Annotated in this window: 13 protein-coding genes; all 13 read right to left on the bottom strand. The window is 39.7% G+C overall.

Going from position 1 to position 13,831, the window contains the following annotated elements; translation table 11 throughout:
* Positions 1-65: 65 nt before the first annotated feature.
* Positions 66-449, bottom strand: a complete 384-nt coding sequence (locus tag AAHB15_RS26310) for an FtsB family cell division protein (protein ID WP_098530251.1) — start codon at positions 447-449, stop codon at positions 66-68.
* Between the two features lie 15 nt (positions 450-464).
* Positions 465-1,097 (bottom strand): spore cortex biosynthesis protein YabQ, encoded by a 633-nt coding sequence (gene yabQ / locus AAHB15_RS26305; RefSeq protein WP_335573479.1) that lies wholly within the window; start codon positions 1,095-1,097, stop codon positions 465-467.
* A complete protein-coding gene (gene yabP, locus AAHB15_RS26300; RefSeq protein ID WP_098530253.1) occupies positions 1,094-1,396 on the bottom strand; it encodes a sporulation protein YabP in 303 nt (100 codons plus the stop codon). The genes yabQ and yabP overlap by 4 nt, the downstream gene beginning before the upstream one ends.
* Positions 1,397-1,475: 79 nt before the next feature.
* Positions 1,476-1,748, bottom strand: a complete 273-nt coding sequence (locus AAHB15_RS26295; RefSeq protein WP_144568566.1) for an RNA-binding S4 domain-containing protein — start codon at positions 1,746-1,748, stop codon at positions 1,476-1,478.
* Between the two features lie 18 nt (positions 1,749-1,766).
* Positions 1,767-3,236, bottom strand: a complete 1,470-nt coding sequence (mazG, locus tag AAHB15_RS26290; protein ID WP_335573480.1) for a nucleoside triphosphate pyrophosphohydrolase — start codon at positions 3,234-3,236, stop codon at positions 1,767-1,769.
* Between the two features lies 1 nt (position 3,237).
* Positions 3,238-4,863, bottom strand: a complete 1,626-nt coding sequence (locus AAHB15_RS26285) for a putative polysaccharide biosynthesis protein (RefSeq protein ID WP_335573481.1) — start codon at positions 4,861-4,863, stop codon at positions 3,238-3,240.
* Between the two features lie 302 nt (positions 4,864-5,165).
* Positions 5,166-5,702 carry a stage V sporulation protein T gene (gene spoVT, locus AAHB15_RS26280; RefSeq protein WP_098530257.1) on the bottom strand — a complete coding sequence of 179 codons (537 nt, stop codon included), beginning with the start codon at positions 5,700-5,702 and terminating at the stop codon, positions 5,166-5,168.
* A gap of 196 nt (positions 5,703-5,898) precedes the next feature.
* On the bottom strand, positions 5,899-9,435 hold the full coding sequence (mfd, locus tag AAHB15_RS26275; RefSeq protein WP_335573482.1) for a transcription-repair coupling factor: 3,537 nt from the start codon (positions 9,433-9,435) through the stop codon (positions 5,899-5,901).
* A gap of 194 nt (positions 9,436-9,629) precedes the next feature.
* Positions 9,630-9,860 (bottom strand): anti-sigma-F factor Fin family protein, encoded by a 231-nt coding sequence (locus tag AAHB15_RS26270; RefSeq protein WP_335573483.1) that lies wholly within the window; start codon positions 9,858-9,860, stop codon positions 9,630-9,632.
* Positions 9,861-9,995: 135 nt separating this feature from the next.
* Entirely contained in the window at positions 9,996-10,556 is a 561-nt protein-coding gene (gene pth, locus AAHB15_RS26265) for an aminoacyl-tRNA hydrolase (protein WP_098530284.1), read from the bottom strand.
* A 194-nt stretch (positions 10,557-10,750) separates the two neighbouring features.
* On the bottom strand, positions 10,751-11,380 hold the full coding sequence (locus tag AAHB15_RS26260; protein WP_098530260.1) for a 50S ribosomal protein L25/general stress protein Ctc: 630 nt from the start codon (positions 11,378-11,380) through the stop codon (positions 10,751-10,753).
* 76 nt (positions 11,381-11,456) lie between these two features.
* Complete coding sequence (locus AAHB15_RS26255) at positions 11,457-12,413, bottom strand: ribose-phosphate diphosphokinase (protein WP_098530261.1); 957 nt, start codon at positions 12,411-12,413, stop codon at positions 11,457-11,459.
* 24 nt (positions 12,414-12,437) lie between these two features.
* Positions 12,438-13,811 carry a bifunctional UDP-N-acetylglucosamine diphosphorylase/glucosamine-1-phosphate N-acetyltransferase GlmU gene (gene glmU / locus AAHB15_RS26250; RefSeq protein ID WP_342043641.1) on the bottom strand — a complete coding sequence of 458 codons (1,374 nt, stop codon included), beginning with the start codon at positions 13,809-13,811 and terminating at the stop codon, positions 12,438-12,440.
* Between the last annotated feature and the right edge of the window lie 20 nt (positions 13,812-13,831).

The raw sequence follows: 13,831 nt of genomic DNA, 5'->3' as shown, positions 1-13,831 counted from the left end.
AAATCAATGTTTCTATATATTATACAGAAACTAAAAAATCAGTGTCAATAACTCGCGCAGCTGGGTCAATTTTCTTTATTGTCTTCAGGAATATTAAAAATTACTTCATTCTTTTCTGAGAAAAAGTACTCTTTCCTCGCTAACTTTCCGATATAATCATCATCATTTAACTTAATAATATCTTCTTTAAGAATGGATTCCTGCTTTTTCATATCTGCAAGCTGGTGATCAAGCTTTTTCTTTTGCGCCAGTTTCGTCTCGAGTTTAGCTGTTTGGGAAATGTGATTTGAAATCATCAAATAGGTTAGCAAGCTAGCAAAAACAAAAAACACCGATAAACGTCTTCGCACTAATTTTCTTTTTCGGCTTGAGGCAATCTCGGCATATTGTTGCTGCTCCACATAGGTTGTCTGAATTCTTGATACATTTCGTTTTGTTTCCGCACCCATTCCCCTAAAACCTCCTTACTCTTTTTTCCTCTTCCATTTATCTCGCCATTTATTAATATAATTCATTATTTCCTTTAAATTTCCTGCCGTTTTATTATATAACTTCTCGACGGTTTTTTTAAGACTTTTCGGCAAAAGTTTCCAAAATAATAATACGGTTTTTTGCAATGGAAACAAGATGACCTTCAGAATAAATAGTAAAACTTTATAAACAAATTTGACAAGGGTTAATAGTCCCCTGCCAAGTGCGAGAATAATCACAATCAATAGTTGTATAAGACCAACGATTGGCTTATAAATCAGGAGTTGAATCATTTTTCTTATAAAATTATAAATGGCGATAACGGACTGAATCCCTATCTCTAAGAGACGAAGGTAAATACCTTTTAACAAGGCTTGGTATGCGGCGAATCCGCAAAGAAGTGCAATAAAGATATAAAACCGCAATTCTCCACTATTTACTATGAATAAGGTGTAAAAAATAATTAAAGCTTGAATAACCCAAAATAAGATATCATTTATGAAGACAATCCAAGCTTTTTGTTTTGGACGATTTAAAAACCGTTGATACGTATCAAACATGGCACCGAACAACGATCCCATGCCAATCATGGAAAGCATGGTAAGAAATTGCGTTGAAAGGGTCATTTGAATAACTTGCTAAAGAACCCTTTAGCTTTCTCCCCATGCTGTTCATCAAGATAAACTAAGTCAAAAATTTTCCCTTTAATGGAGACAATCCCCTTTTCGACATCAAGGTTTTTCATTTGCAGGTTTTGCCCCTTGATGGCTAAAAAGCCCATTACTGTTTCTAATAAAAATTCCTCATTATCAAAGCTTTCTACTTGTTTAACTCCAGTAATATCGAGCAGCTTTCTTCCTCTCATAATCACATCATGATCTGGAACACTGCTCTTTTGTGGATTATTATCATAGTATTGGCTCATCCTTCATCCCTCACAATCATTTGTACAACCCTTTTGTACATTTTTATGTGAGGGAAATCTTAATTAGAACAATCGAACCTTAAAAAGGGTCGGAAGAGCCCAGCTTCTCTTCTTTTAAAATGGTATACATTTCAGCGGCTTCTTCCTTACGTGATGTTTCTTGGATTCGATCGATTCGAGCGGTAATTTTCCGCTGTCCAAGGCGGATCGTTAACTCATCGCCTGCCTTAACCGTGGAACTAGCCTTTGCCTCTTTTCCATTGATTTCAATTCTGCCTTGATCAGAGACTTCCTTTGCCAGCGTCCTTCTTTTAATTATTCTTGAAACCTTTAAAAACTTATCTAAACGCATTTGCACTTCCCCCTTTTCTTATAATCCCTTTTCCTTCGCTTCATCCCAATAAAAATCGAGCTGTTCAAGTGTATGCTCTTCAAATGACCGCCCACTATTCTTTACCTTTTCTTCAACGTACTGAAACCTGCGAATGAACTTTTCATTTGTTTCAAATAAGGCTTCCTCTGGATGGATTTTTAAAAATCTCGCTACATTTACAAAGGCAAACAGCAGGTCGCCAAATTCCTTTTTAGCAAGGATAAGTCCTTCCTCTGTTCCATCAAGCTCATTCACAAATTCATCCAGCTCTTCTTTCACTTTCGCAATCGCCGGGTTAATTTCCTGCCAATCAAAACCAACCTTTGCCGCCTTCTTTTGCAGTTCATAGGCCCGCAGCAGGTTGGGCTGTGCTGTTGAAACACCTTCTAACAAGGAAGCGGGTTGCTGCTCTCCTTTTTCCTTCTGCTTGATTTCCTGCCAGTTCTGAATCACTTGCTCTGCGTTATCAGCCTTCGTATTACCAAATACATGTGGATGCCTGCGAATCATTTTTTCTGAGAGCCCCTCGATAATATCATCGATGGAAAAATACCCATCATCTTCTCCAATTTGAGCATGGAGCATGACCTGTAGCAGTACATCTCCTAGTTCTTCAACCAAATGGTCAATATCATCGCTGTTAATTGCTTCAATTACTTCATATGTTTCTTCAATTAAGTACCTTTTTAACGATTCATGAGTTTGTTCCTTATCCCATGGACATCCATTTGGCCCTCTTAAAATCGCAATAATATCACGAAGTTTCCCAAAATTTTTCAATAGTATTTGTTCGTCCTTAACAGGCGGAACATAAACGGAGGTTAAATTGTTAATCGATACGTTTCGGTCCAGCTCATACAAGGCTACTTTTTCAATCGACTCCTGACTGCTGCCGGCAGCCGTTACAATATATACCTCGTAATCATCAGGCAACTTCTCCATTAGGGTTAGTTTAACTTCCGAAGCAACAAGTTGATCGTATACCTGACTTATAAACATATGCTGTTCCAGCTGAAGCTGGCTGGCAAACAGTGCTGTGCCATCGAGCAGCTGAAACCCTTCAACCGGATCAATTTTTAATGCAGCAAAGATGGCATCCAAAAAGCTTTGTCCTCCTCCAATAGAAATGGTAACCCCTTCCTTTGGTCCATATTCTAAAAGGAGCTGAACAGTCCGCTCCGCCACAAGCGGATGACCTGGAACGGCATAAATGACGGACCCGGTTTGCGACTCCTCTAATAGGGTTCGGGCGATTTCCTCATAGACGTCGTCAAACTGATCATGTTTTTCATAGACATTATCAAACGAAACATAGGTCAATCCCTCTTTTTCTAACTCTGATACAACAGGATGTTCCTTAGTCCGTAAGAAAAGATGGTTTGCCTTCAATAATTTCTTATATACCCCGACTGGCAGCTGTTCTAAGTCACCTGCACCCAGTCCGAGTACCTCAATTTTTTTACCCATGTTAACCCCTATCCTTTCTTCCTAATAAATGAATAAGTTTGCTGCCAAGCGGAAATAATGCCAGTTCTTCCTCGCGAAAAACTCGGCCCCGGATAATAATTGATAAAAACAGGAGGCCTCCACATACTACAGCGCTTATTGCCTGCATAGCTGCCCCTAGCCGCTCCATTCCAAAAGAAGCAAAGAAATATTCTGTTATGTATAAATAGCCCTTTAAAAGCAGCACCATACTCATCGTGGCCGCTAGAACCGTTCTTAAAAATCCATTTAATAATATCGGCCCTCCGGACATTTTTCTAAATCCGGTCATTAAGACTAGTGTAACGATTGCTAGTGAAATAAGCGAGGAAACTGCAGCCCCCATGATTCCTAATAACGGAATAAGAATAATATTTAATAGATATTTCAATGGAAAAACAATCATGACGGCAAAGGCCGGAAACAACACTTTTCCCATTCCCTGCATAATCGCAATAACCGTTGAGATGATCGATGTAAAGAAAATAACAAAACTAAGGATACCCAAGACAGATGAACCTGAGCGATTCTCAAACAGCATAATGTTCGTAGGCTCGATAATGGCCCAGAGGCCTGCAGAGGCGCCAACACCAACTACAACACTAACCTTTAATGCTAATTGGGTATGTTCATACAATTCCACTGGCTTAGATGCTAATCGTGCCCTAGTGATCAATGGCACAAGGGTTAGTGACATGGATGTGGCAGCAACGGTCCCTAATTGGATTAAGGGCTGACCACGGTCAAAAATCCCTTTTATCCCCTTGGCTAGTTCTGCTTCCATTCCATTTGCAACAAGCAGAGAATAAAGATTTAAAGAATCTGCCATTTGGATGAAGATCATCAGCATTCCACTTAAACAAATCATCAATCCTTGGAAAAAGAGCGCCCTCCAAATAGCTCCAACTTCCTTTTTATAGTTTTGAAACATCCCTCTAACAGGCATGATTATTTTCCATTCTTTACGAATCCGCAAGAACATAAACAGAATGATCGCGGATATGATACTTCCGGTGATCGAACCAAACATCGCCCCTCCTCCGACTAAATACAACGAATAACCTTTTGCCATAAAAAGAGAAGACAAAAAGATAATCGTCAACACCCGTATTGTTTGTTCCCCCACTTGTGATAAGGCAGTTGGAACCATATCCCCAATTGCTTGATAATATCCTCTTAATAAAGAGCTAATCGGGAAGGCGAGAAAAACAATCGCAACGACCCTTAATAAAATGGCTAAATGCGAATCATTCATCCAACGGGCAATTCCATCAGCACCTATATAAAGAATCAGAAAACAGATGAATCCAAATACTTGCAAAAAGAGAAACGAGGCAAACAGCAGTAAACGAGAACGTACATCATCTCCTCGTTCCTTCTGCTCTGCATAAAGCTTAGAAATGACAACTGGAAAGCCAGTGGTCGACAAAACCACGGCCATCCCATAAAACGGGTATACTTGTTGATATATGTAAAAGCCGACATCACCGACAATATTTTGAAAAGGAATCCGGTAAAAGGCACTTAAGATTTTGGTTACAATAGCCGCAATGGTTAAAATAAACGCCCCTTTAAAGACGGCTTTTGATTGATGGATGGACTTTTGCATTTCTTCACCTGCTTATAAAATCTCCAAGGTATTATAGCATAAAAGAAAAGCGGAAGCGCTCGTTTAGTGAAGTACACTAGTCGCTGGGCCTGGAGCTGGACATATAAAAAAGACAGCATCTGCTGTCTTTTCGTTATAATTTGATAATTGTCTAGACTACAGCACCCAGCGACTAACGGCCATCCCAATCCTCCCTATGATAAGTCAACATCGAATCGCTTACGCTCTTCGTGTTTCCTTTATCTCAGTCGGACTGGGCCCCTGTCCTGTCGTGCGCTAAACGGGTACTTCCGCTTTTCTTATTATGACTCCATTTGTCGAGCTAGGAACCCAGCAGCTGTTTCTACTGCTTTTTGCTCTACTTCACCAAGGGTTCCTTCTTTTGAAAAGATAATAACGCCACCAATGGGGTCCCCGTTTGCAATAATAGGTCCAATGGTGTACGATGAGACAGTTTCATTATTCCCTTCTATTAACGCCATTTCACCTTGCTGGGTATGTAGAACGGAGTTTCGTTCTTCCATCGTTTTTTCAACTAATTCGCTGATGTTCTTATTTAAATAATCCTTTTTTGAACCGCCAGCGACTGCAATATAGGTATCTCTATCACAAATTAAAACAGGATTACCGAGGCTATCAAATAGGGCTTCTGCATATTCTTTGGCAAAATCGCTTAACTCGCTGATTGGTGAATATTTTTTTAAAATGACTTCTCCGTCTCGATCCACAAAAATCTCTAACGGGTCCCCTTCGCGGATACGCAAGGTTCTGCGTATTTCTTTAGGAATAACAACACGCCCCAAATCATCGATTCGACGAACAATTCCAGTTGCTTTCATCCAATGTTGCCTCACTTTCATCTGATGATTTTACTAACTTGGCAATGATGTTAATCATCACCAGCTTTGAAATTAGTATCTTTCATCTGGAAAGTTCTATTCACAAACATAATATTTTTTCACATTTAAGCGAAATATCACATAAATGGATAATAATAGCTAGATCAAAAGGACAACTGAAATGTCCCTTTGATGACTAGTTTACCGGATTGCCTTGACCCCTTTTAGCCAGTGATACCCCTTTGACCATTTCTCGGACAATATGAAGCCACCCAGCTGTATCGTACTCTTTTGTCTTAATCATGATTTTTAATTTAGAGCCTTCCATACCGGGAATAATGTTTCGGCCAAATTGGTTTCCTATATGGAATATCTTACTTCCATCAATTTCACCGGTAACCTGTTCATTAACTAAAATGGTGACCTCTTGTTTTACTTGTTTAATTTGCTCAACACCGTTTAACAAGGCGTAGACCTTAATTTCAGCAATTTGGAAGAGGTAATCCACTTCCTCCGGATATTCGCCAAACCGGTCGAGCATTTCTGCTTGAAGCTCTTCGATATCCTCAAGACTCTCGGCCCCTCTAAACCGTTTGTACATTTCAATCTTCTGATGTCCATCTTTAATATAGGTATCAGGAATATAGGCATCAATTTCCAAATCAATTTCAACAGACTTTTTCACTTCACCGCCTAGGTCGCCCTTCCGCTCTTCAATGGCTTCCTTCAGCATTTGTGAATAAAGATCAAATCCAACGGAATCAATAAATCCGTGCTGTTGAGCACCTAATAAATTCCCTGCCCCGCGAATCGATAAATCGCGCATGGCAATTTTAAATCCGGACCCTAATTCCGTAAATTCCTTAATCGCTTGAAGGCGCTTTTCTGCAACCTCCGTTAAGACTTTATCTTTTCGGTACGTAAAATAGGCATAAGCAACACGATTGGATCTGCCTACCCGGCCGCGGAGCTGATAAAGCGTGGAAAGGCCCATTCGATCTGCATCGAACACAATTAAGGTATTTACATTCGGGATATCAACACCCGTTTCGATAATCGTTGTGCTCACGAGCACATCAAATTCCCCTGCTAAGAAACCGATCATAACTGATTCCAGTTCATTTTCCGTCATTTGCCCATGTGCAAACGTTACGCGGGCATCCGGAACAAGCATGGAAATTTCTTCAGCCTTACGTTCAATATCTTCGACCCGGTTATATAAAAAGAATACTTGTCCGTCCCTGGCAAGCTCACGTTCAATCGCTTCTCTTACCAATGAACCATTGTACTCCATAACATATGTTTGCACAGGAAAACGATTTTCCGGCGGTGTTTCGATGACCGATAAGTCCCGTACGCCGAGCATTGACATATGAAGTGTCCTTGGAATTGGTGTTGCCGTTAAGGTTAACACGTCGACATTTGTTTTTAACTTCTTAATTTTTTCCTTATGTGTAACACCAAATCTCTGTTCTTCATCGACAATCAATAGTCCTAAATCATGGTAAACAATGTCTTTCGATAGCAGACGATGGGTACCTACAACAATATCAACCGTCCCTGCTTTTAATCCTTTTATTGTCTCAGTCTGCTGTTTTTTTGTTCGGAACCGGCTTAATAAGCCAATATTAATCGGATAATCCTGAAAACGTTCTCTCAAAGTCTCAAAGTGCTGCTGCGCTAAGATTGTTGTTGGAACCAAGAAGGCTACCTGCTTTCCATCAGCAATCGACTTGAATGCAGCACGGATGGCCACTTCTGTTTTACCGTAACCAACGTCACCACATAAAAGGCGGTCCATTGGACGCGATCTTTCCATATCCTTTTTAATTTCATGGATCGAGCGCAGCTGGTCTTCGGTTTCTTGATAAGCAAAAGAAGTTTCAAATTCACGCTGCATATCCCCATCAGGAGAAAAGGCATACCCAACCGCCGCTTCCCGCTCCGCATACAGCTTAATAAGGTCATCCGCAATATCTTGTACAGATGATTCAACTTTCTTCTTGACCTTCTTCCAATCACTGCCGCCGAGCTTATAAACCTTCGGCTCTTTTCCTTCAGATCCAACATACTTTTGAACAAGGTCGATTTGTTCCACTGGAACATACAGTTTATCTGAACCCTGATAGCGAATATGCAAGTAATCTTTATGAATACCATTTATAACTAGCGTTTCAATCCCCAGGTATTTACCGATTCCATGATTAACATGAACAACATAATCACCAATTTTCAACTCGGAGTAACTCTTGATCCGTTCGGCATTCGATAATTTCTGCCGGCTAGCTGATTTTTTGACGCGCTTATTAAATAATTCTTCCTCAGTGATGACAGCAATTTTTTGAATAGAAAGTTCAAATCCTGCATGAAGATTCCCTTGCATAATCTGAACTTTACCTGGTAAGAGCTGTTGATCACCTTTCATGGTGCTTGAATTTATTTCATAATCCTCTAAGACCCGTTCTAATTTCTTTACCCTTTCTTCATCCGGTCCTAAAAATAGAATAGAATAATTTCCTTTTTTCCACCTGTCGATTTCTGCTTTTAATACATGCATCTGACCATGAAAATTTTGCATTTGTTTACAAGTAATATTGATAATATTTTGTGGACTTGTATTGGCAACATGTCGTAAAAATAACGACATATAGAGAAGCGGAAATTCTTTTCTTTGCAGCATTGCCCCAAGGTCATGAGAAATATGCAGGTCATGAATAATCTGCCCCTCTGCTAGTAAACCTGTATACCACTCAGCTTCTTCTTTTACGAGGGAATCATTCATCTCTTGAACTCTGCTAATTTCATCTACAAACACAAGTCCATCGCTTGGCAGATAGTCTAGTAAACTATTAGGCCTGTCGTAGGCTAATGATAAGTATTTATAGACTTGGTCTGGTTTTTGGCCATTTTTCAACTGCTCAAGCTCATAACTGATATTTTGGCTTAACTGCATTTTTGCTTTATCATCTTTTAATTTTCTTAAAGACAGCGCCAATCCTTCTTCAAGCTTGCCGGTCATTCGGCTATAGTCCTCCGCTTTGAGGATGATTTCCGTAGCTGGTCCAATTAAAACTTCTTTCACTTTTTCTTTTGACCGCTGATCGTCAAGGGAGAAATATCGGATCGAATCAATTTCAGTATCAAACAACTCTATCCTTAATGGGTCTGCCTCAGTAAGTGGGTAAATATCAATAATTCCACCCCTTACACTAAATTCCCCAGGAGTCGATACCATCTCAGACCGGACGTAACCCATTTTAACAAAGGTTGTTAACATCTTATCTATATTAATATCTTCCCCTAGTTTTAATGACAGCTGGTATTGTTTCCATAGTGTTTTTGGAGGAACAATCTTTTTTAATCCGGCAATTGGGACAATCAATACCCCTTTACTTTGCCTGCTCCAGTAGTTTAACGCCTCAATTCGCTGGGCTTTTAATTCCGGGCTTGCAATGCTTAGTTCGGCAGCTATTAATTCATTAGCTGGAAAAAGGAAGACTTCCTTTTCACTTAATAGATTGACGAGATCATCATAGAGTTTTTGGGCTTGTAGTAGATTATGGGTGACAAGCATGATCGGCCTTTTCATCTTTTCATAGACAGACGCAGTTAGGACGGTCCGCGATGATCCGGATAGGCCTGCAACTAGTTGTTCTTTTAATCCCTCTTCAACCCCGGCAATGATGGAGTGAACATCTTCTTGCTTTAAAAATAGTGATTTTAAACCATTCAAGGTTTCTCCTCCCTCCCTTAAGAAATAATTATATTAAAACAATATTTATATTAGTAAATTTTTAAACAGAAAAACGCTTTGGAGAGCTTCCAAAGCTGATTAGAATAGCGGAAGCGCCCTTTTTAGCGGCGCACACTAGCCGCTAAAAAGCTAAGCTAGACTATTATCTAAGTAGAGTGTTTTTACCCACTATTTTAATGAATAAGAAAATCATATTGATGGTAATCTGGATTTCGCTCTAATGCTTCCTGACAATCCTCGCAAATGGCTTTGATATGAATGTCACCAGATGGTTCATACGAGACCATTTCCTGTCTTTCCAGATCCGTTAATTTATGAAGGCCTAGAGTTTCTGCATGTATCGATGTTTGTTCAATAGAGCCAAGTTTTGTACCACAATGACGGCAATAATACTTGATGGGCATGCCTGTCCCTCCCTAATCTAGGATTCCATTACTAGTATTAACCTGATAAATGGAAGTTATTCAACTAGATTACTTTGTGGAGGATTAACATTGTTTTTCTTCAATGTATGAATGAAAGACTTGTATCATGAACAATTATTGATTATATTCATTCATGACCTGTAGAAATGGCTTCTTTAGCCAAGCAGCACAAGCATCTGCGCTTCTTTTTACCGCTTCCTCAGTAAAAGGTCTTTCCTCCTGACGAAAACGTCCTAGGACATAATCAGGTACGCTCATTCCTGGGGTTGGCCGGTTAATTCCTATCCGAATTCGGTTAAACTCCTGCGTCCCCAGATGGGCAACAGTAGACTTAATTCCGTTATGCCCCCCTGGACTCCCTTTTTGGCGAAGTCTTATTTTGCCAACAGGCAGATCCAGGTCATCATAAATGACTAATAAATCCTCTAACTCTATTTGATAATAATCCATTACCGCCCGGATTGATTCCCCTGATAAGTTCATATAGGTTAATGGTTTTAAAAGTAATACCTTTTCCCCGTTATGTAGGCCAATCCCATATACGCCCTTAAATTTTGATTGATTTAACGGAATAGAGAATTGATCCGAGAGTGTATCGATTACCTCAAAGCCAATATTATGTCTTGTTTGATCGTATTGTTTTCCAGGGTTTCCTAAACCTACGATTAATTTCATCTGTGTTCCCACCTCTTCCGGTTTAGTCATCCTTTTAAAAAATTTTCGGAACATCGCCATTCTCCCATAATAACATGATTTCCTTAATTATGCGTTAAAAGACGTAACCTTAAATTGGTTACGTCTCGAACTCTTAAACTTTGATTACTGCCTAGCAGCTAGTGTCCTTCGCTGAACAGCCGCTTTTAGCTTTTCTATTCTGGAGTAGTTTCTCTGCCTTCTTCGTGGTCAGGATGACCTTCCTGCTGCTGTTCACCCGAGTTAATTTCTTCTTCCTGTCTTGGAGGTAAGATGGAAGCAACCACTTCCTCATCCTCATGATTAATAGTAAAGCCGCCACCGGTAGGGATATTTCCTACTAGTACAGTTTCACCAACTTGAAGGTTGGTGATATCCACTTCAATTTGCTGCGGGATATTATCCGGAGTGGATGTGATCGATAATTGGTGGATAGACTGCTGCAAGACACCACCATCTTTCACGCCAATCGCTTCGCCAACAAGTGCAAGCCTGACTTCCACATTAATTTTGGAGGATTTGTCTACTGCTAAGAAATCAACATGAAGAATTTCCTTTTTAAATGAATCCTCTTGATAATCCGATAAAACGACATCGTACTTATTGCCATCTACATCAAGAGAAATGACACCGTTTCTGCCGACCGTACGGATGGTTTTGGTTAAATCTGCAGAACTCACAAATACCGGTTTACTTTCAACCTTTGCTCCATAAACCACTGCGGGGATATTTCCATTATTACGGAGTTGTTTCAATGCTGAATGACGGAGTTCCGTCCGTTCCTTTGCTTGTAAAACAGTACTCATATGTTTAGATACCCTCCTTTTTTAACACTTACTATATAAAAATGCCCTAAAATAGGAGGGTCTAAACATTTATTTATTAATCAAATAAGGTAGATACTGACTGTTCTTCGTGAACACGGATAATCGCTTCACCAAGTAATGGTGCAACAGAGAGATGAATAATTTTATCCATATTTTTCTCTTCAGGAAGCTCAATCGAGTTGGTAATCACTAATTCTTTTATTTTTGAATTTTGAATTCTTTCAATTGCTGGACCACTCAACACAGGGTGTGTACAGCAGGCGTATACTTCTTGTGCTCCATTTTCCACTAAGGCATTAGCTGCAAGGGTAATCGTACCTGCTGTATCAATAATATCATCGATTAAGATCGCGATCTTACCTTCAATGTTACCAACTATATTCATAACTTCCGCAACATTTGGTCTTGGACGGCGTTTATCGATGATAGCAATTGGAGCCTTTAAACGCTCAGCCAATTTACGTGCTCTTGTTACACCGCCATGGTCTGGGGAAACAATGACCACGTCACCATTGAATTGACGGCTTTTAAAATACTCTGCTAAAATCGGCACACCCATTAGATGGTCAGTTGGGATTTCAAAGAAGCCTTGAATTTGCGGTGCATGAAGATCCAGACAGATTACTCTGGTTGCTCCAGCAGTTTCAAGCAGGTTCGCCACTAATTTAGCTGTAATTGGCTCACGAGCACGTGCTTTACGATCTTGACGTGCATAGCCATAATAAGGCATAACAATGTTGATGGTTTTTGCAGAAGCTCTCTTTAAGGCATCAATCATGATGAGTAATTCCATGATATGCTCATTAACAGGCTGGCTCGTTGATTGAATAACATAGACATCACAACCGCGGATACTTTCTTCAATATTGATTTGAATCTCACCGTCACTAAATCTGGTTACAGAGCATTTTCCAAGCTCAACGCCAATGAATTTTGCGATTTCTCTTGCCAAAGGCATATTTGAGTTTAAACTAAATACTTTTAAATTCGGATCTAAATACTGATTAGACATGATTGCCCTCCAATTGTAATAGCTTTATTTCTTAAGATTAAGTTTCTGAACGTAATCCTCTTTATTAACTTGTTTTGCACGAGCAATCGCTAAAGCCTCTTCAGGCACATTCTTTGTGATCGTCGAACCCGCAGCAACATAAGAGCCTTTTTTAATGGTGACTGGGGCAACTAAATTAGAATTACAGCCAATAAAGACACCATCTTCAATTTTTGTTAAGTATTTATTTTTCCCATCGTAATTAACTGTTATAGAGCCGCAGCCAATGTTTACATCACTGCCCACCTCGGCATCCCCAATATAGCTAAGATGTGAGGCCTTACTTCCTTTTCCAAAAACCGCCTTTTTAATTTCGACAAAGTTGCCGATTTTGACATCATCTAAGATGGTCGAATCAGGACGAATGTGTGCAAATGGCCCAATGTTAACATGAGAACCAATGGAGCTGTTAAAAGCGGCTGATTGACGAATAACCGTTTCATTCCCGATTTCACATGTATCAATTTCAGAGTTTGGCCCTATTATACATTCTGTACCTATTTTTGAATGACCTTTAATCATGGTTCCTGGATAGATAACTGTATCTTGCCCAATTTCGACATCTGCTTCTATGTAGGTATTTGCAGGGTCAATAATCGTTACCCCATTACGCATATGGGATTCATTAATTCGTGAACGCATAGTCTTTTCCGCTTCTGCTAAGGCAACTCGGTCATTTACACCTAAGGTTTCTTCAAATTCGTCAGTTTGGTAGGCAGTAACCACTTCACCTTGTTTCTTCATAATTTCAATCACATCTGGTAAGTAATATTCCCCTTGTACATTATCGTTTGAAACATTTTTTAAAGCCTCAAACAATGCCCGGTTGTCAAAACAATAGGTACCTGTGTTAATTTCATTAATTTCCCGCTCTTCTTCTGTAGCATCTTTATGCTCGACAATCTTTTCGACTAGCCCCTCTTGATTGCGAATTATTCGTCCGTATCCTGTTGGGTTATCAATTTTAGCAGTGAGGATGGTTGCTTTTGCCGATAATTGTTCATGGTGTTTAAATAGAGACTCCATTGTTTCGGCTTTAATTAACGGGGTATCACCACAAACAACGATCGTTATACCTTCTTTTCCCTCTAAGCTTTCTTGAGCTTGCATAACCGCATGGGCAGTGCCCAGCTGTTCTTTTTGCAATGCATAAAAACTTCTATCACCTAATTGTGCTTGAACCATTTCAGCTCCGTGACCAATTATCGTGACCATTTCTTTAATATTAAGCTTTGTTATTTGATCAACTACATGTTGTACCATAGGTTTACCGCACACTGGGTGTAAAACTTTATAAAGCTTAGATTTCATCCGCGTTCCTTGCCCTGCAGCCAAAATCACAGCATAACGATTAGGCATGTTCAATCCTCCAATTTACC

Source organism: Bacillus sp. OTU2372, assembly GCF_038440275.1.
In the GTDB taxonomy this organism is placed as follows: domain Bacteria; phylum Bacillota; class Bacilli; order Bacillales; family Cytobacillaceae; genus Neobacillus; species Neobacillus bataviensis_B.
Note: the sequence above shows the minus strand (reverse complement) of the source record. Positions and strands in the feature narration are given on the sequence as shown.